The organism is Cohnella sp. SGD-V74 (assembly GCF_003001675.1).
In the GTDB taxonomy this organism is placed as follows: Bacteria; Bacillota; Bacilli; order Paenibacillales; family Paenibacillaceae; genus Cohnella.
Map to the genome: position 1 here is coordinate 232,047 of NZ_PVYW01000011.1, position 19,875 is coordinate 251,921.

14 protein-coding genes and 1 pseudogene are annotated in these 19,875 nt (G+C 52.7%); 4 read left to right on the forward strand and 11 right to left on the reverse strand.

Annotation, left to right across the window (positions count from 1 at the left end):
- Positions 1–28: 28 nt before the first annotated feature.
- Positions 29–445, reverse strand: a complete 417-nt coding sequence (locus B0G52_RS18115; protein ID WP_094046785.1) for a VOC family protein — start codon at positions 443–445, stop codon at positions 29–31.
- 272 nt (positions 446–717) lie between these two features.
- On the opposite strand from B0G52_RS18115, the gene B0G52_RS18120 reads away from it, so the two are divergent.
- Positions 718–1,233: a GNAT family N-acetyltransferase gene (locus B0G52_RS18120; RefSeq protein ID WP_094046786.1), complete on the forward strand. Its 516-nt coding sequence runs from the start codon at positions 718–720 to the stop codon at positions 1,231–1,233.
- Positions 1,234–1,794: 561 nt separating this feature from the next.
- Here B0G52_RS18120 and B0G52_RS18125 read toward each other — a convergent pair.
- Positions 1,795–2,061, reverse strand: coding sequence for a hypothetical protein (locus tag B0G52_RS18125; protein WP_094046787.1), 267 nt, complete (start codon positions 2,059–2,061; stop codon positions 1,795–1,797).
- Positions 2,062–2,402: 341 nt separating this feature from the next.
- Here B0G52_RS18125 and B0G52_RS35290 point away from each other — a divergent pair.
- Together B0G52_RS35290 and B0G52_RS18130 are read left to right on the forward strand one after the other, a co-directional pair.
- A pseudogene (locus tag B0G52_RS35290) lies at positions 2,403–2,519 on the forward strand (transposase); the annotation flags it as partial.
- Between the two features lie 187 nt (positions 2,520–2,706).
- Positions 2,707–3,222, forward strand: a complete 516-nt coding sequence (locus B0G52_RS18130; protein WP_094046788.1) for a hypothetical protein — start codon at positions 2,707–2,709, stop codon at positions 3,220–3,222.
- 353 nt (positions 3,223–3,575) lie between these two features.
- Here the strand turns inward: B0G52_RS18130 and B0G52_RS18135 are convergent, their stop codons facing one another.
- The 4 genes from B0G52_RS18135 to B0G52_RS18150 all read right to left on the reverse strand — a co-directional run bounded on the left by B0G52_RS18135 (position 3,576) and on the right by B0G52_RS18150 (position 8,289).
- Positions 3,576–4,565 (reverse strand): WG repeat-containing protein, encoded by a 990-nt coding sequence (locus B0G52_RS18135; protein WP_094046789.1) that lies wholly within the window; start codon positions 4,563–4,565, stop codon positions 3,576–3,578.
- A gap of 44 nt (positions 4,566–4,609) precedes the next feature.
- Positions 4,610–5,158: a hypothetical protein gene (locus tag B0G52_RS18140; RefSeq protein WP_143762585.1), complete on the reverse strand. Its 549-nt coding sequence runs from the start codon at positions 5,156–5,158 to the stop codon at positions 4,610–4,612.
- 116 nt (positions 5,159–5,274) lie between these two features.
- Positions 5,275–5,799, reverse strand: a complete 525-nt coding sequence (locus tag B0G52_RS18145) for a GNAT family N-acetyltransferase (RefSeq protein WP_094046791.1) — start codon at positions 5,797–5,799, stop codon at positions 5,275–5,277.
- A gap of 168 nt (positions 5,800–5,967) precedes the next feature.
- Positions 5,968–8,289: a glycoside hydrolase family 95 protein gene (locus B0G52_RS18150; protein ID WP_094046792.1), complete on the reverse strand. Its 2,322-nt coding sequence runs from the start codon at positions 8,287–8,289 to the stop codon at positions 5,968–5,970.
- A gap of 181 nt (positions 8,290–8,470) precedes the next feature.
- On the opposite strand from B0G52_RS18150, the gene B0G52_RS18155 reads away from it, so the two are divergent.
- Positions 8,471–9,340: a helix-turn-helix transcriptional regulator gene (locus tag B0G52_RS18155; RefSeq protein WP_094046793.1), complete on the forward strand. Its 870-nt coding sequence runs from the start codon at positions 8,471–8,473 to the stop codon at positions 9,338–9,340.
- A gap of 71 nt (positions 9,341–9,411) precedes the next feature.
- On the opposite strand, the gene B0G52_RS18160 is transcribed toward B0G52_RS18155, so the two are convergent.
- The 5 genes from B0G52_RS18160 to B0G52_RS18180 form a co-directional block, all read right to left on the reverse strand.
- A complete protein-coding gene (locus B0G52_RS18160; protein WP_094046794.1) occupies positions 9,412–12,744 on the reverse strand; it encodes a DUF5107 domain-containing protein in 3,333 nt (1,110 codons plus the stop codon).
- A gap of 567 nt (positions 12,745–13,311) precedes the next feature.
- Positions 13,312–16,380 carry a discoidin domain-containing protein gene (locus B0G52_RS18165; RefSeq protein ID WP_094046795.1) on the reverse strand — a complete coding sequence of 1,023 codons (3,069 nt, stop codon included), beginning with the start codon at positions 16,378–16,380 and terminating at the stop codon, positions 13,312–13,314.
- A 147-nt stretch (positions 16,381–16,527) separates the two neighbouring features.
- Complete coding sequence (locus tag B0G52_RS18170) at positions 16,528–17,346, reverse strand: carbohydrate ABC transporter permease (RefSeq protein WP_094046796.1); 819 nt, start codon at positions 17,344–17,346, stop codon at positions 16,528–16,530.
- Positions 17,346–18,224: a carbohydrate ABC transporter permease gene (locus tag B0G52_RS18175; RefSeq protein ID WP_094046797.1), complete on the reverse strand. Its 879-nt coding sequence runs from the start codon at positions 18,222–18,224 to the stop codon at positions 17,346–17,348. The genes B0G52_RS18170 and B0G52_RS18175 overlap by 1 nt, the downstream gene beginning before the upstream one ends.
- Before the next feature lie 258 nt (positions 18,225–18,482).
- Positions 18,483–19,826 carry an ABC transporter substrate-binding protein gene (locus B0G52_RS18180; protein ID WP_094046836.1) on the reverse strand — a complete coding sequence of 448 codons (1,344 nt, stop codon included), beginning with the start codon at positions 19,824–19,826 and terminating at the stop codon, positions 18,483–18,485.
- Between the last annotated feature and the right edge of the window lie 49 nt (positions 19,827–19,875).

Genomic DNA, 19,875 nt, shown 5'->3' on the forward strand with positions numbered 1-19,875 from the left:
CCTAGTACGAGCGCGCTCTCCGTCAGCCTTAACCTTGTGCCGCATCCGTGTTCATGCAGTTAATGGCCCACAGATGACCGTCCAAGTCCACGAAGCCCCAATGATACATGACCCCATGATCTTCAGGGTCAGCGTGCAATTTCCCGCCCAAGGAGACCGCGGTATTCACGATTTCATCAACCTTTTCCCGGCTCTCGAAGGCCAATGCGATCGTCATCTGTGCATACTTGCTCGTATCGACGGATTCCCTCTCCGTGATTGTATTAAAGAATGTTTGATTGATCAGCATGACCTGCAGGTTGTCGCCGATCACGATGGCTACCGAACTCTCATTGTCGGGGAATTGCGGGTTGAGCTCGAATCCGAGTCCGGTGAAGAACGCTTTCGATTGTTCTACGTTTTTTACAGGCAGGTTGAAGCTCGTGAATGCGGACGTTAATGCCATTTTCAAAACACCTCTTCGTCAAATGAGTTTGTGTTCATTATACCCTTCGTTTATATAGACGACAGCCGATCCGGGAATTCATCGGACTCATGGATTCGGGAGCGCAAATTTTGAAAATAACTTGGTATTGAGTTTGGCACCGGTTATTCCCGTAAGGTTGCTCATTCTTATTGTGCGGGGATAGCGATTTAAAGAGGTGTGATACCAAACAATGTCGAATCTATTTAAGTAAATAATTGGTGGGATGGAGATGATAGAAAGGTGGGAGATTTTTGATAGAAACAAAACGTCTTATAATTAGAGAAATGGTGCAGTCCGATTATGATGCATTGTGCGGAATATTGTGTGATGAGGAAGTAATGCGTGCTGCTTATGAAAGTGCATTCAACTTAGAAGAAGCACAAAATTGGCTTAACAGACATCTTAAAAGATATGAAGAGTATGGTTTTGGACTTTGGGCTGTTGTATTAAAAGAAATAAACGAAATGATTGGTCAATGTGGCTTGACAATGCAATTCTGGAGAGAAAAAGAAATTTTGGAAATAGGATTTCTGTTTCAAAAAGCGTATTGGCACAAAGGTTACGCAACAGAAGCGGCAATTGCTTGCAAGGAATACGCTTTCTCAGTTCTTAATGCAAATAGGGTTTATTCTATTATTAGGGACACAAATATAGCTTCTCAAAGAGTTGCTGTTCGAAACGGTATGAATATTATTGATAAAGATACTAAGAATTTTAGGAATATAGATATGGAATTTTTTCTGTATTCTGTAGAGCGAACAAAATGAGCATAATACAAAGTAAAAAAAATTGATAATGTAATATGCCTTTAAATGCTATTATGAAAGTATTCTCAATCGTTTTCAATTGCGAATATAAAAGCACGGCAGTTATGGCTAGTGAGGCTCCACTGCGAACATGCTGATGAGTGGACGTATGCCTCGTCGATTGAGGTTCGAGAACAGAACCGGACACGATACTACAACGACACCAGGCTGCCGATATCGAACTCGGTAGCCTATTCCGCTAAAGGGTAGCGCAATCGATTGTCAATGAACGATGAGGATCGGGCATGGGGGTTTTTGAACGTGGTCATAATGGTAAAGATAAATATTGGTTAATTGTGCGAGTAATCAATTAATTGGTGTAATAACTAAAGCGACAAAAAACTAAAGCGTTCATTGACGAAAGTAGGTTGTTTTTGGTAAAATTCAGTTATGTACTAGCCTACGATACTATATCGTGAGTATTCCCATATGACTTACCATATTGGAAAGACCACGCAAAACTTTCCCGGAACTGCAGAATCCGAAGAAAGTTTGCGTGGTTTTTTTATTCCCTACCTGTTTTTACTGCTGGTGTTTCAAGCGGTTAATCTCCAGTTCATTCATCGAAGCTTTCTGGTATGTAAACTCAACATCCTTCTTAATAGAATCGAGCTTCTTATCCATCATTTGAAGAAGAGAAAGTACATCCTCAGGTGTACCTTCTGCTAACAGGTCAATCTTTTCCTCAACACGGTGAATACTCTTGGCCACTACATCAATATCTGCTCTGATCGGATCAAGCTTTTCATCGAGAAGTGAACTAATTGCTTTAATTAATTCCTCATTCATAATCTCAACCCCTTCATTTATTACTAAAACCTCGTTCGATTATTATAGCACGAGATTCAAACATACATATACACCTTGACTCTAAATTATATAAGGGGGGAGGAGGGAGGTGTCGGAACTAATTGAGCAAGTCACTAGTATTCTATTAAAGATGAATCAGGATTTTTCTCATGGGCAGCTACGCCGATTATTCGACGTATTGTCACGATGAAGTGCTAATCTGTTTGGCGCCATCAACTACGCAACCGGCATGATCCATCACCGGGAGAGGAGAAGGCGGGCAGGGCTGCTTTACCAAACGATTACTGACGGATCATCTTCTGAATATTTATCCCAAATAAAAAATCGTCATGATTCTGGACAACAGCAATATTCACACGGAACTGCAACCGTTTTTGGACCAGCATATAAGAATGACCCTTGTATTTCTTCCTTCATACAGTCCTGAGCTCAATCTGAGAAAGAAAATAAAGTGTTAGACTGAAAAGTAAAGTATTAGACTATGGAAGCAAATCAGATTGTTTGGGTTTTGGTTCAGATGTAATTTTGGGTTCATCTTATAAAGCCGCTGAATAAATCAGCGCGAACTGGTAAGCATTAAATTTGTCAATCACTTTTGCCAATAAAAGGAGAAGAAGAAATCTGATGAGGAAATTAATCCAAGCAATAGTTGTTTTAATGGGGATCATCCTTGCTGTCGCACCTGTATTCGGAAGCACTGTGTACACAAAAAATGTCGAACATGTTGTAAAACAATTTGAGAAAAGAATTGGTCATAATGTTTACTTGCCTCAAAATGTTCCATTAAATAACCCTGTAGTTAAGGCGATTTATGAAGAAAACTGGAACAGAATATATATAAACTATGCTTCAAAGAAAGACGATTATTTTATTGATTTATATATAGAAGCCTCTAATTTTGATTCCCCGGCTAAGAAAACTGAGGAAACTCTAATTCTTGAAAATGGAGTTCGGGGATATTTTAAGCACAGAATCCATAAAACCCAAATTCAATCATCCGCTAAACTACATTTTAATTTTGAAGGCTCAAAATATTCAATTCTTTTGCATGGGAATAATATGACATCTGAAAATGTTAAAGAGTATTTAGTGCAAACAGCAATGTCATTAATAAAGTCAAAGTCAATAGAACGTTTGTGAAGAATCTTACATCTCGGATGAGGAACTAATATGTCATTAATGGGGGGGCATTAGACATTACGAGCTATTTAGTATTAATGGAAATTATGCACAGCTTTACGAGATACAATCCCAATGGTATCAATAAATGAAAATCGATAATAATTTCGATTACATGAGCGCTCACAAGTGTTTATGTGGGGGGCATTTGTGTCATTGGACAACTTCTTCCCGCTGCTGCTGATGATGAGGAACGGGCAAAGAGCGATTTATATACATATGTATAAAATACGGGTTTTGTGAAAAAGTAATACAGAGAAAAATGAGGTCCCGCGATTTCGCATAATTCGGGACTTTCGGCTCCGTCCGTAAACTTAACCTCTAAATGTTACCTCTATACTATGTTTAGTGATAGCATACTTATTTCTTTTCTCCCTTACTGTTACGAGGCTAAGTCCTTCTGAAAAATATTCTAGCCTCTGATACTGATCGCCTAGATCTATTAGTTCCATATTACGTTTCAGCATTTTAATGTTTTTCTTTTCATAAACGAACGCTATTCCTTCAATAAAACAAGATGCGTTTGTATATTTGGGTTCAATCTCAAATTCACTCTTTGGATTTAGATAACCCCATGTCTTTCCAAGTTTGACCGGTGCCAACTGATCAGAAAAATCCTCAGCGTCATTGAATATGGTGTCTATAATGATTTCTCCTTCTTTATTTATGTATCCGAATTTATTACGCTTCATTATAATTGCAAATCCGTTGTGAAAATCACCCGCATAAGCAAATCGCGGTGTTATCACGATTTCACCTTGGCGATTAATATAACCGATCTTACCATTAATTTCTATTGGAGAAAGCCCTTCGGAGAAGCAAATATAACGGTCAGATATCGGATCGATTACATATTCGCCAGTTGCGTTAATACATCCGTACTTACCTGATGCGTGGTGTTTAACAGATACAATACCATCTCTGAAGTGCATCGCATTATCATAAACCTTATCATGAATAAAATTGCCATTAACATCGATGAATGCTATTCCACCTGCACTGCTTTCAGTTACAGTGGCGTATCCTTCTGAAAAGTCGTAGGCATAGTCAAATCTGGGAGGAATAACCACGTTTCCTTGCATGTCTAGATAGCCAAACTTACCATTAGTTTGGAACAGCGCCCGGCCATCACTAAAATTTCCTACATATAAAATGTTCGTTTCCAGAACTGTTTCACCAGAACAAGAGATGAATCTTGTCTTATTATCAAGTCCAACAGCAGCTATACCATTTCTAAACGATGTTGCATAATCGTATATAGGTGGGATGACTTGGTTGCCCTTGAGATCGATATAGCCATGCAATATAAACCACTCCTATTATTCCATTAAAACAAATCGTTTTTATCCTAGCCCTCAGCACTCACAGAGATAGGAATTTTGATAAAACCTACGCCTATCGACCTCACGCCATTTTGCGTATCTGAACCAATGGTAACCAACACGTTGAAGGTTTCCGATGGCAGTATGGCTTTTCGATCAGACGCTAAATCAATCACTAGCGTTCCGGTTCCTCCTCCAGAAGGCTTGCCTAAAGGGTCCACACCAACCTCGATCATATTTCTCCATTCATCTCCCAGGAACATTTCTCCTTCGGAAGCTCTCGGCTTCAGATCTGTCGTTTGATTCTCAGGCGTACTGCTTAATATATTGGAGATATACCATTTCTTCGGGACGTAGATCGTCAGTCCGCCGAAATCATTCGGATCAATCTCGTACGACGCAACAATTCGCATCCGCTCAGCCATTCCTTTGTCGCCCCAGACGAGAATCATTCCTTTTACAGCTGAATTTTGATTGGCAGTCGTGGACTTCACGCTGAATTCCTTGGTGACCGCGACATTCTCATTGACTACTACATAATCGGAAAGCTTGTCATTAAAATAGTAACGTTGCACGATCAAGACAGCCGCGACAATTAAAACAGCAGCCAAGGCGTATCTAACAGACGGCTTCAGTTAAACTCCTCCGATCAAATATTACATTTTGAGCACGTTCAGACGGCCGCCTTTAATCACTCTTTCTCAAAAAACTCCTTAGCGTACTCCACAACGCCGCGTACATCCGTCAGTCCGCCGTCAATCAGCTCCGCTGCCATGAAGTGATCGTCTGATACTTCGAATGGCGCTTCAATACCGTATTGGCTGGCTTTCTTATAACCGAATTTCGGATAGTATGTATCATGGCCCAAAACTATGGAACCTTTATACCCAAGTTGGGCGGCGATTTTGTGGCCTTCCGTGATCAGCAGCTTTCCGATGCCTTTGCTTTGCATTTCTGGCCGTACAGATACTGGTGCAAGCGCTATCAAAGTTTGATCGCCCACATGTACCTCCGTAAACAAAATGTGCCCCGCAATTTGACCATCATATTCGGCTACAAGCGATAACTCCGGAATAAACTTCGTCGAATTTCTAAGCCGGTTTACCAAGTTATGTTCGTCATGGTCCGAATAGTCGCTATCTTCAAATGCTTGTTGTATTAAATGATAGACTTCGTTAGCATCTTCATTCTTCTCTTGTCTAATGAGGATATGCAATATTTAACCCCCTTAATAATAGAAATAATAGATCCATCTCGATCATTTCTTCTATAGTATACCCTAAAAAAGAGAGAACCTCCCTCTATTCGGCTATGAAATCCAAATAAAGGGAGGTTTTTTATTTTATTCTTTGGAAAAGGGGTCTCTGCCCCCGTGACCGGAAAATTAACGGCGCTCTCCGGATCCCGTGCAGAGCAATTGGCTATCGAAAGACCGCCATTCCCCGGCAGCCAGCTCTATCTGAACCGTCCGGTCTCCAAAGCGCAGCCGCGTCTTGATCGGAGACTTCGCATAGACGGCAGCTTCCGTCAAACGTCCGTTCTCCCAGGCCGCGGATACTTCAACATTTCCTCTTGCCCGCATCCCCGAGTAGCTGCCCGCAGACCAACTGTCTGGAATCGCCGGCAGCAAGTGAATGTCTCCCGCATGACTTTGCAGCAGCATTTCGCCGATCGCGGCCGTGCCGCCGAAGTTGCCGTCGGCCACGAAGATGTACGTTTCCGCTCCGGCGATGCCCGGCTTCGAGAACGTCAGCAGATTGTCGAAGCAGAGCTCTCCGACCAAATAAGCGAGCTGCTTGCAAGCTTCGTCGCCGTCCATCAGACGGGCGCGGCCGGCGGCGAACAGCGCGAGTGTGAACTCCACGTCTTCGAGACCCGATGCGCGCTGGCGGTTATCCAGCGTCTTGCGAACCGCGGCCGCAAGCTCCGGCGTGCCGCCCGGCGTAATCTCGTGACCGGGATACAGTCCATACAGGTGGGATAAATGACGGTGATCCGGCTGCGCCTCACCGTAATCTTCCAACCATTCCTGCAGCTGGCCGAGACTTCCGACCGCAAGCGGGGGCAGCATGTCCAACGCCACGCGCAGACGTTCCCGAAGTTCCGCGTTCTGGCCCAGCTTTTCCGCCGCTTTGGCGCAGAAGTCGAACAGCCTTCGAACGAGCATCGTATCCATCGTCGAACCCATCGACATCGTACGGGACTTTTCCGGCTCGCCAGCCGGGTAAAAGCTGTTTTCCGGCGAGTTCGACGGACCGGTTACCAAATATCCGTTTTTCGGATGCACCGCCATGTAGTCGAGGTAAAACTCGGCGGCTCCCTTCAGCACCGGGTAAGCGCGTTCCCGCAAGTAGGCGTCGTCAAGGCCGAATTCGTAACGCTCGATCAGCTGCATGGCCAGCCACAGTCCGCCGGTTACGTTGAGTCCCCACGAATAATGCCAACCCGGCGCCGCAAAGCCCCATGCATTCGTAAATACGTGCGCCACCCAGCCGTCGCAGCCGTAGAAATCTTTGGCCGCCGCCTTACCGGCTTCGGCCAGGCGCTCCAGGAACGCCAGGAGCGGTTCGTGAGATTCGGCCAAATTGGCCGTCTCTACCGGATAGTAATTCATCTCCGTATTGACGTCCAAATGGTAGTCGCAGCTCCAGGCCATACGGTTCGCTTCTCCGTCGTTCCAAATGCCCTGCAGGTGCATCGGCAGCCGCGAATCCTCCCGGGATCCGGCGATCGTCAAGTAGCGTCCGTATTGATAGAACAGCGCGAACAGCTGCGGATCTCCGGACGCTCCGCCTTCGCGCAGCAGCGCCAGACGACGATCGAGCGGCAGCAGCTCTCTATCGGACGAACCCAGCTGGAGCGATACCCGTCCGTACAGTCGGCGATAGTCCGAGACATGCGCTTCCCGCAGCCGGTCGAACCCAAGCTCGGCCGCCTTCGCGACTCGCTGCGCCGGTTCGTTCGCCCAATCGTCTCCCGATCTTCCGTAATCCGTCGATACGGCCAGAATGACTAACGCTTCGTCCGCATCCCGGACGATCAATCGTCCAGTCTCGATACGAAGCGTACCGCCCGTAAGACGAAGCCCGACCCTTCCCCGAGCCTCGACTCCGCATTGGCCGTCGCTGTGCATGTTCTCGGTCGCTGTGCCGGCGAAGACAAGCGCATCTCCGCTGTCCGCAGCGGAGACGGAGAACGTCTCCGTGCTGCCGACGATATCCAGCTCGAACGCCAATCCGCCGCTCTGACCCGCGCGGATGCGGGAGACGATAACGCCGTCCGGATGAGACGCGAACATTTCCCGCTCGCAGACACGTCCGTCCGCATCGTACGAGGCGCGAACGATTGCTTCCTCGAGATCCAGCTCCCGGGAGATCCGCTCCCCCGCGCTCTCGAATCGAAGACGAACCTCGCACAGCGGCATATTGGTGCCGAAATTTCCTTTGTCCGGCTGCAGCAGCTCCGATACGAGCCGTTCGCCTTCCTCGTAATCGTCCGCGAAGAAACGTTCCCGCATTCTCTCCAAGTCGCGCTTGCCGCCGGATCGGCTTGGCGTCCGTTCGCTTTTGCCGGACCAATACGTCGTTTCCGTTACGCTCCAGATTTCCGATCCCCCATCTGCCTGAACGACGGCCCCGAGGCTTCCGTTGCCGATGGGAAGTCCTTGCGTCCATCGCTTCGCCGGACTGTCATAGATGAGCTTCATAGTCGTTTCCGCCCCTCGTATTCATTGTATAAATAATCCGCTATTTTGACTCTATCCACTTTCCATAAAGTCGCATACATCGTATCATTATACTTAGAAAATGTATTTATCGAAGCATCCATCTATTTATCAAATAATCCGGTAAATGAATGGCAGATAAGTGAGGCGCGGGAGGCGGAACATGAACAAAAAGCTGACGGAAATGACCCCGTACGTCGGAGATTACATGCCATATTTGTACGACGGGAGTTCCAACGAAGGACTGCGTACGTGCAACGTCTACGCGATCCATCTGTTTCCGGAAGGACCGGGCGAAATGGAGGTCGACGGCAAGCGGTATCCGATCCACAAGCGAACGCTTGTTTTTCTGCGTCCCGGGCAGCCTCACGCTTTCCATATCTCCCCTCGCCAGCCGCTGTCCTCCTACAACTTGTATTTCGATCTCTGGGAACGAGACAATCCTCGTTCGCTGAACCGTACCTTTTACCGTTACCCGGAAAGATACCAGCCCCACACCGGCACGCCCGAGCTGCCCTGCGACGAATTGGACGCCCTGCCGAGCGTATCTTCCCTTCAGCCGTTCCCGCTGCTGTTCGACCTGTTCCAGACGATCGCCAAGCAATTCGACGAGCTGAGTCTATACCGCGCGGAAGCGATCAACAGCTTGTTCTATTCCTGGATGCTCGGGTGGAACAATTCGCTTCATACGAGACAGCCAAGCGATTACCGCATCGTCCGTCTGCTCTCCAAGCTGGACGCGCATCCCGAGCTGCGCGAGCCCGTCGCCGACTGGTGGAAAAGCTGCGGTCTTAAGCGAACCTATTTCCACGAGCTGTTCCTGCGCGAAACCGGACTCACGCCCAAAGCGTACCAGCACAAGCAGCTCATGCGGAGAGCGGCTCACCTGCTGCAAGAGAGCGACGCCAGCATCACGGCGATTGCCGAGAAGCTGGGTTACCCGTCCATTCATCCGTTCAGCCGTCATTTCAGCGCTTATTACGGAACAAGCCCCCGCCAATTTCGCCTGAGCCCCATACCTCGACATCGATGAAAATAGAAGATGCATCTATCTCCCGGAGACTGCGAAGGAGATAGATGCGTTTTAGTGTCAGGACAGTCGAATTATTCGCACAGCTTGCGGTGCGTAGCCGCGCCCTGATGGTTCGGGTCAAGCGCCAAGGCGGCGTCCAGTTCTTCCTTCGCCCGATCGTATCGGCCGAGTCCGATCCAGCCCAATCCCATCATATAGCGGCAGTGAATTTCATTACGCTTGTTGAGATCGTCCTCGAATACGAGGAAGTCCGGAAGCGACACGGCGAAGTAGTCGAATTTCACGTCGTCGAACAGATGCTTCTCCCCGTATTCGATCAGCTTGTTGAAGCGGCGGCGCGCTTCCGCTTCGTTGCCGAGCTTCTGCCAAGCCATGCCCTGGTAGAAAATCATATCGGGCGGCTGATCGTTGTAATACATCGCGCTTGTCGGTTCCTCCAGCCCCTGGGAAGCGACGGCGAAATGCTTGCGCGCTTCTTCCGGCTCGTTCATTCCCAAGTAGGCGCAGCCCAGATAATAGTAGATATTGTTCTCCTGCGCGCCGGACAGCTTGCCTTCGCCCAGATTTTCCGGGTAGACGAGCGCTTCCCTCAACAGGCCGGCCGCCTTCTCGAAGCGCCCGTCCTCCATCTCGCGCTTGGCCCATTCGACGCGGGACAGGACGTGCTGCCCGGTCGTTTTGCCTTCTCCGCCTTCCCATGGATGGAATTTGCGGACGGCAAGCGCCGCGGCGGCTTCTTCATGGCGTCCGAGCGCATTCAGCAGCGCTACGCGTTCCAGATACAAGTCGTCCCGTTTCCCGACCAACTCGGCATGCTCCTCCAGCTTCGACACACGCTCCGCAGCCGGACGGCCGATCTTCTTGTACAGCTGATCGAGCTCGTACAGCACGCGGGCGTCGTCGGGACCGCAAGCGAACGCCGTCTCCAGCGAACGCAGCGCCGCTTCGGCGTCTCCCAGCTTATTGTAGTAAGCAAGAGCCAAATTCCGATGCACGGTGGCAAAGCCGGCGCAGGACGAACGAACCGCCGCTTCCCAGTTAGCGATGGCCTCTTGATGGCGCCGCTTGTCGTACAGCCAGTTGCCGATATAATAATGCGCATAACCGTCCGTCTCATCCGCGCGAATCGCGCTTTCCAGCGCCAACAGCTCGAACAGCGTGTTCGGGAAGCAGTAATCCGGCTTCGCCGTTCGTCCCGCCGCGCGGTGCTCGGCGGCTTTCACCGAATCGCCGGCCCTCTCGAACAGGTAGCCGAGCGCGTAATGCACCGTCGGATACGCCGACGCGTCCGGTCCGGACAGGCGCAGCAGCTTCGTCAGCACGCCGATCGCTTCGGCGTACAAGCCGGCTTCCGCATAATCCGCGGCCAGGTTCATATAGTTGTGCGCATCGTTCCTCATCAGCCGAGCCAATTCCGCCTCGGCGTCTTCCGCCCGCGCGCTGTCGCCGAGAGCGGTCAGTGCCAGTCCGCGCTCCCAAGCCGATCCGAAATCGAGCGTATCGAGAGCGATCGTCTCTTCCGCATAGGCGACCGCCTTGGCCAGCTTGCCCAGCTTCCGCAGAAGCGCAGCGCGCAGATGGCGAGCCTTGTAGTTATGCGAATTGCGAACGAGTCCGCGGTCGACCAATTCGAGTGCTTCCGCGTTATTCCCGAGTCCGGCAGCGATACGCGCCAGCGAGAAATAGCCCGCGTCCTGCCAAGCCGACGACCAGGTCGCCTTGTAGAACGCCGCGAACGCTTCCTCCAGGCGGTCCTGCAGCTTCAGCGCCAAGCCGAGCTGATACAGCGCTTCGCTGTCGTAAGGGTTCGGATTGCGCCACGTCAGCGACTTCACCGCGGCGCGGAAGCATTGTTCTGCGTCGGAGAACAGTCCTCTTCGCAGCAGCAGCGTGCCGTATGCGACATTAATCCGGATGTCCGAAGGATCGCGCTTCAGTCCTTCGAGATAATAAGCTTCCGGTTCGAACGTAGCATGCCGGTACTGCTCCAGATGCAGGCCCGCCAAGTACAGCTGCTCGTTCGTCCGCAGCTCCTCGGGAGCCGGCAGCGGCTTCGCGGCCTCCGGCACTTGCTCGATCGACGGCTTGGCCGGACGGTACGAGATCAGCGTGCGGCCTTCCCGATCGCGAACGGCTACGATCAAGTCGTGCGCCCGATCCTCTTCGTCGAGCGGCACGATCGACTTGAACGTCGACGTCGGCGACAGCACGACGGTCTCCAGCAAGTAGACGCGTTTGCGCCCGCGAAGCTCGACAACCGCGTCCGCGAATACGCTCGTCGCGTAAGCCATAACCGTCGCCTGCCGGGTCGCTTCGTCCACCTCCAGGTTGACCGCCGCGTCGATCGACGCGTTTTTCACGACTCCGATTTCCTTGTAAGGCATGAAATACTGCTTAAACGACTTCTCCTCGTAAGGCGCGAGCCAGGTGAAATCCGGCTGGTTATCCGTGTAGACGCCGGTCATCAGCTCGATGTACGGTCCGTCCTCGTCGGTCAGATTGCGGTCCCACGCCTGGCCGAATTCACCGTTGCCCCACGTCCACTGCTTCTTCCCTGGAGAGACATGGTGGTTCGCCACGTGCAGCAGCCCCGCCCGAACGCCGTGATCGTAGCCGCCGACGAAGTTGTAGTCCGACTTGTACGCCATGTAAGAGGTCGGGACCGGAATGTTGCGGTAGCGCGATATATCGACGCCCTCGGAGTAGTCCTGCTTATAATAAGTGCCGGTCGCGATCGGAAAACGGGAAACGTCCCGCTTGCCGTGGTCGAACACGGCGGTGACGTCCGGAGGAAACACCGATTGCGTATGATCGTTGACAGCTACGGCGGGGTTGGCCCACCAGAGGAACGTCTGCGGCATCGACGTGCGGTTGTACAGCTGCGCCGAGATCTCGAGATAAGCTTTGCCCGGATACAGCGTGAAGCCCGTCGTCACCTTCGTGCCGTACATGCGGTCGATCTCGCTCACCCATACGGTTGCGCTTCCGTCGTCGTTTTCGGCCAACCGGTATTCTACCGGACCGTAAGTGTTCGGCCGATGGTGCTGCGGCCAGTTGAACTCAATGCCCCCGGAAATCCACGGCCCGGCCAACCCGACCAGCGCCGGCTTGATCACTTGATTGTAATAGACGAAGTCGTAATCGTTCGTCTTGTCCAGCGCCCGGTAGATGCGCCCGCCAAGCTCCGGCATCACTTCGATACGCACGTATTCGTTCTCAAGCACGACGATCCGGTACGTCTGCGCCTGCTTGTCGTCCATGATCTTGTCGACGACGGGATGCGGATACACTTTGCCCGAGCTTCCCTGATACACCCGCTTCTCCAGAAACATCGGATTGCGGTCCGGTTCCCCGATGCCGTAGGTCGGAATATCGACCAGCCGTTCCTTGATCGTAACGGTCATGAATATCACTCCTTATCGAATCTGTATCTCTACTGTACGCCGTAAACCTTTGCAGGCCAATCGACGGAATTCGGTTTATGATGGAGGATATTCGGATTTATGTAAAATGGTATTCCTAAAAATCCAACGATCCGTTTATAAAAATGAACGATTTTCTGAAACAAAGCGAAGAGGCTTCCCCATAAGTAAGGGCGTACTAGGGCGTGTATGCAAACCCGCTCAGAGGCATCTATCATCCCCTGCTGCGTCACTTTCGCTTGACGTACCTCCGGTACGCCTTCACAAAAGTTCCTTGCATGGAACGAAAATTCGGCAACATCTGCTATCCTCGGGGTATGCATACACGCCCTCGATGATCGATGACAAAAAGAAGAAGCATCTATCTCCTGGAGACTGCCTCATACGTTCCTGAAATTACCCTGTCACGGGTTTAACAGTTCAAAATTTCAGGATCGTATAGCAGCGGAAGGAGATAGATGCGACTTACACCATTTCATCGATCATCGTTCAGTACGCTCTTTTTTACTTAATGGGACAGCCTTTTCTCCAAACCAGATTGCGCGTCCGTTACTTATAGATCGTAAAGATCAGATCCCGATTGCCGCCGCTCTCCGTCGACCAAGTGACGCCGCCGTCCGTCGACAGCCGCTCGAACCCTCCTGCGTACGGATTGCTGTCGCTGTAGGCGAACCCGTATTTGTTGTTCGTCGAGGCGTCGTCGATCGTCTGCGGCGACCGCAGCACGATGCCGTACTTTTTCGTCGTATCCAGTCCGGTCAGCCGCGGGTAGATCGAGTACGGCGTCGCGGATCCCGGAATGTTGTAAGGATGCAGCGAAGCGCTGAACAGCTTCTGCACCGGATTGTCGCTGCCGTCCAGCAGCACGATATCGATGTACAGATTATCCTCCGGAACCTTGTTCACATAGCTCTCGTACAGATAGAGATCCAGCTTTGGCAAGCTCGATTGCGTAATCGTAAACGTCTGCAGCCGCTGAATGCCTGCGCGAATGTCCGGATAGACGGAATAGGAAGCTCCGCTGACATCCTGATCGATCACATACCCGGTGTTGCCGGAGACATTGTAGACCTCGATCTCGTTAATCGAAGGGATGAATCTCGCCTTGTCGACGTACAGCCGGACTTTGGAGGCGCTCACGGTCGGAAAATCGAATATTCTTCGGTCGCCGATCGTAAAGCCCTTCGTCAAGTCGACGTAGCTCGATCCGTTCCAGTATTGCAGCGTATAGGTGTCGATCTGGAAGTTCTGGCTGCCGTACGCGTACTCGTACACGACGACTCGGTTGACGCTTTCGGTCGATCCGAAGTCGATCTCGACCCATTGGTTGCCCGTCGTCGCGTTCTCGGCGCTCCATCTCGTCGCCTGGCTGCCGTCCGTCACTTTGGACGCTTCGTATCCCGCTTGCGCGGACCAGGTGGACGAGGCGCTGGCTGTTTTGCCTGCGGCCAGATTAACGGCCGGGGACGGCCAAGCGCTGCTCTGCGTCGAGATGCGGACGATGATCGATTCGCCCGGCTTCAACGTTTTCGCGTAGCTGCCCGAGTGCGTGCCCAGGTTCGTGCGGCTGTACAGTTCCGTCAGCGTGTACGTCGCGGTCGGGTTCAGTCCGAGATCGCCGAAGCTGACCGTGAGCGGCAGCGGATTGTTCATGTCCCAGTTGGACAGACCGACGTAGCGGTCTCCATTGTCCGCGGTCTGATAGATGATCGGCGGCGAATGCTCCAGCTTGTGATAGAAATTCGTCATCGAGACCGGACGCGCCGCTTTCCCGGCTTTGACCAGATCGAGCAGGTCGGAGTTAAGCAGCGTCTTCATGCGGTCTTCGGAAATGAACGGAACGTTATCGCCGATGAGCAGATGCCCTCCTCCCATGATGATCGCGGTCGCCAGCAGCGTGCCCTCGTTCAGCGTCATTTTGTTGAAGCCGTCGATGACGTTTTCCGGGAACAGCATGTCGGGATCGTTATAGGCGTACAGCGTGCCGTTCGTCCACCAGGACGCCGCCGTGTTCAGCGCCTGGCGCTCGATGCCCGGATACGACTCCAGCCCGATCGTCGTGTCCACCCCCGTTCTGCGCCCGTGGGCGTATCCGGAAGGCAGCAGCGGTGCGATCGATTCGTTGATGTAGATTTCCTGGGGCGCGGCCAGCAGCGTATCCCGCATAATCTCCATGCCGATCCGATAAGCTTGCATGCCGTTCTTCGTCGAATCGTAGAAGCTTCCCTCATACATGCCCAGATCGATGAAATCCAGTTTGACGTAATCGAAGCCCGGCTCGACGTGCTGCGTCTGCATGATCCATTCTACATAAGCCTGGCCTCCGGGATGCGTGGCGTCGACGATGTACGTGTCGATGTACGACCGGATCGGGTCGCCGTTGCCGTCCTTGAGCGCGATGTCGCCGAACGTGTACGACGTTCCCGGCACGGTGTCCGTCAGCTCGTCGAAAATTGCGAACGGAGCCGAATACGTACCCGCCTTCATCCCCTTGCCGTGGACGTAATCCGCGAAGTCCTCCATGTTCTCCAGAGGCGTCTTGCCCGGGACGCCCTTGTAGCAGCAGTCCAAGTTCATGTAGTTGTAGCCGAGAGATTTCAGATGGTCGTAGAAATAGTCCGTGAGCGGCAGCATCGCGTCCGCTGTGCCGTACGTGTAATAGGCATACCACGTGTTGAAGCCGATCGGCACGTCGTCGTTCCACTCCAGCTTCGGTTCGCCAACCGCGTACGCCTCTCCGAACGTCTCCAGACCGTCGCGATAATCGGAGAAATAACCGAGGAAAAACTTGTCGCTCGACACCGACGTTCCGCTCATTTTCCCGCCGGCGTTGTAGACCGAAAATCCGGTGAGCGGCCCGTTGGCCGAGGTGGCCTGAGCGAGATGCTGCATGCTCTTCCACTTCTGGGTCGTAGCCGCCCCGGCGACAACGCCCTTCTTGCTCGCATCGTCGAACATGACCGCCACCCAGTAGCTTCTGCCGCTAAAAGGCGACCACGACTCAGGTTGCCCGTAAGGTCTGTCGTCCCCGTTCTGGCTATAGCCGAAATCGTGGACGGGCGCGACGCCGAAGTCGTAATTGTTCGTATACGGCGTCGTATAGATGCGTTTGTCCGTGCCGGAGCCGATGTCCAGATTGTTCGCCGCGATCGGCTCCAGGAAGTCGATCGTCAACGGCGACGCGCTGCTGACCGTCATGTCCGCGATGACGTAAGACCGATCTTCGTACATGGCGATTCGCAGCGTCAGGGTCGGGCCGGAAGCGAGTGCGTTCGTGATCGTCAGCAATTGCCCGTTCGAGCCGTAACCGTCCGTTCCGATCGACGCCCAACTCGCCGTGCGAACGGCCGAATCCGTCGACTTGTATCGCGTCGCGCTGCCGTGAAGCGCATAATCGGAATAGAAATCCTGAATCAGAGTCGTAGCGCCTGCCGCGAACGTCCCCTTGCCCGTCGACAAATCGTAGGTGACGGTAATGTCGCCGTTGGAAGCGGTTACAACATTGCCGGTCTGCGAGACCGACACCGCGGCCGCGAATGCCGGGCGCACTCCCGAAGGCAGCAGCGCCGTCAGCATCAGCGAGAAGAGCATTAAAACTTTAATGCCCCATTTTCTCATTAAAAATCCCTCCCGTAGGGTGATGATGAACGGGATTTTCCCGCTCTCGCCACCCATTTTACGACAGGGAATTATTCTTAAAAATCCAATATTTTGTGCAAATGATGTCCGCTTTTTTGCTGCCGTTCGCCCCGGACGGCTGGTTCGTCAGCCTTTTACCGCTCCGGCAGCAATGCCTTTCACGATGAACCGCTGCATGAACAGGAAGAACACGATGATCGGAATCAGCCCCATGACCGCATAAGCGAAGGCCAGGTTCAGATCGCTGCTGTACTGTCCGAAGAAGAAGTATTGCTGCAGAGGAATCGTCCGGTACGCCTTCTCCTGCAAATACAGAAGCGGCAGCAGGAAGTCGTTCCATATATACAGCGCGTTCAGCACGAGCACCGTCGCCGTTACCGGCTTAAGCAAAGGCATGATGATCCGGATGAAAATGCCGGGCGTGGAGCAGCCGTCGATCCGCGCCGCCTCCTCGATCTCCCGCGAGACGCCGCGGACGAAGCCGGTGAAAAACAGCACGCCCGACTGCACGCCGAAGCCGCCGTAGATGACCACGATGCCCCAGTAGTTGTTCAGCAGATCGAACGTCTTGCCGAGTTGGTACAGAGGCAGCATCGTCACCTGGAACGGGACCATCATCCCCGACAGGAAGAGCATGAAGAAGAAGGTGTAGATCGGCTTGTTGCCCCTTGCGATCGCATAGCCGCTCAGAGCGGACACGACGAGAATAAGCACGACCGAAAGGCCTGTCACGATAAGGCTGTTCAGGAACGCGGTCGGATAATCCGACGTCTCCCAGGCGTGCGAGAAGTTGGACAGATTCAGGCTCGGGGGCAGCGCGTAAAACGAATCGAACGTCTGTTTGGCCGTCTTTAATGCCATTAACAAAGCCACATACAACGGAAACAGGAACACGACGGCGGCGACCGATATGACGGCCAGCACGAGAGCGCGCGTGATTTTCATTACACCTCCACCTCCCGCTTCCTGAAGATCGACACTTGCACGACGGTCACGACGACGAGAATGACGAAGAAGATCATCGACAGCGCCATGCCGTAACCGGCTTTAAACGAAGAGAACGCGTTCTTGTAGATGAACGTAGAGATGACCTCGGTCGCAAAGCCCGGTCCCCCGTTCGTCGTCACGTACACCAGATCGAACACCTTGAGCGAGCCCGTCAGCACGAGCAGCATGTTGATCGTCACCGACGGTCCGAGCAGAGGCAGCGTCACGCTGCGGAAGACGCGAAAAGGTCCCGCTCCGTCGATGCGCGCGCTCTCCGTCAGTTCGACCGGAATGTTCTGCAGGCCGGCGATATAGATGATCATGGGCGTGCCGACACCCTGCCAGACCGCGATAATAATCAGGCCGATCAACGCCTGGTCGGGATTGCCGAGCGGGCTGGTCACGTCGAGTCCGAAGGAAGAAAGCAGCTTGGGGAAGCCCTGGCTGTAGTTGTAGCTCCAGATAAAGCCCGCGAGCACGACCGAGATGACGCCGGGCAAGAAAAAGACGGTGCGGAACAGATTGCGCATCGGCAAGTAGCTGTCCAGAAGGAGCGCCAATAAAATGGCGACGACATTGACGAGAATCGTAAGAATAATCGCGTATTTGAACGTATTTCCAAGAACCGTCCACAGGTCGGCGTCTTGGAAAGCATTTACGTAATTGTCCAAGCCGATATAACTCAGCTTACGGGATACGCCGTCCCAGTTCGTGAACGAATAGCGCACACCCGCGACGAATGGCGCGATGACGGCGAATGCGAACAGCAGCACGCCCGGAACCAGGAACAGGATGTACCACGTCTCGCGCCGGATCGTTCGTCCTAAGTTTTTCATCGGTTCCTCTCCCCTCTCCGGCAGGAAGAGGCCATTCCATAGGCAACACATAAGATCATCGAGGAGGGAACGGGGTATGTATCTTCCTACGCTGCTGATACGGTCATGAAATGAAGAATGGATTAACCCGTAACAGGGTAATTTCATGACCGTATGAGGCAGGCGCTTCGCTCTACAGAAGATACATACCCCTATTCTATTTCGATGATCCGGTCGCCTGATATATGGGACGGCCCCTTCGCGTCTTCAAGCCTCGAATTACTTGTGGTTTTTGGCTACCCAATCGTCGAGATCCTTGATGATGTCCTCCGGCGTCGCCTTGTTGAAGAATACTTTCTGCACATACTGGGTGAACTGCGTGTTCCAATCGATCGTTGTCGTGATGAACACTTGCGAGTTGTACAGATGGCCGTTATCGAAATACGGTTGAAGCTCCGTGACCGCCGGAGCGATGTCCGCCGACGCGCCTTTGACGTAGCTCAGCGTGTTCGTGTTCTCGACCCATGCGTCTCCGCCGGCCTTGCTCGCCATGAAGGCGAGGAACTTGAACGCCGCTTCCTTGTTCTCGGAATTGCTGTTGACCGCCAGCGAAGCGTCCGGGTTGAACTCCAGCTTGTTCAGGCTCGGATCGTTGCTGAACGGATACGGGAAATAGCCCATGCCCGACTCGTACAGCTCCGGATTTTTCTTCTGGATGTCGGCGAGCGGCCACGTCCCCATGTACATCATCGCCGCTTCCTCGCGGGCGAACAGGTCGACCGCTCCGTTGTAATCGACGCCGAGCTGGTCTTTGTTGCCGAACTTGAACAGGTCGAGCGCGTGCGAGATCACCGTGTGGGCCGCAGGGTTGTCCGCGAACTTCGCCTGACCGGTCTCCAGCTTGTCGAAGAAGTCCGTCTGACCGTCGATCAGCACCGTGTTGCTCGGGAAGTCGCGGCTCAGCCACATGCCGAGCGTCCAACCGTCCTTCCAGCCGAGCGCGAACGGCGTCTTGCCCGCGTCCTTGATCTTCTGAGCCGACTCCATGAGCGCGTCGTACGTCGTCGGAATGTCGAGACCGAGATCGGCGAAAATTTTCTTGTTGTAGAAAACGGCGATCGGTCCGGCGTTCAGCGGCATAATGTAGTTTCTGCCGTCGGTCGCCTGCTCCGCGAGCACGCCCGGATCGAAGTTCTTCATGAACTCCAGGTCCGTCAGATCCTCCAGATAACCGCCGTCGTGATACAGCTTCGTCGTGCTGCCCGCGTTAAGCGTGAACACGTCGACGATGTCGCCGCTGGCCAGCTTCGTCTTCAGCAGCGTGCCGTAGTCGTCGTACTTGACCGGCTGCACGTCGACCGTAATGTTCGGGTTCTCCGCTTCGAATTGTTCGATGATTTTGGCGATGCCGTCGGTCACGTCGCTCTTGAAGTGCATGAAAGAGATGGTGACCGGTTCCGACGGTTCCGCGGCCGGCGCGCTTGCCGACTCGGTCGCCGGACTGTTCGAGCCGGAAGCCGACGGAGTCTGGGAGGCGGAGCCGCCGTCGTTCCCGCCGCCGCACGCGGACAGCAGGGCCGTCATCAGAGCGAAGCTTAGTCCGAAGCTCAGCTTCTTGTTCATATCGATTTCCCCTTTGCCTGAATATGCCGGATCGAGCGTCCTCGTCCTG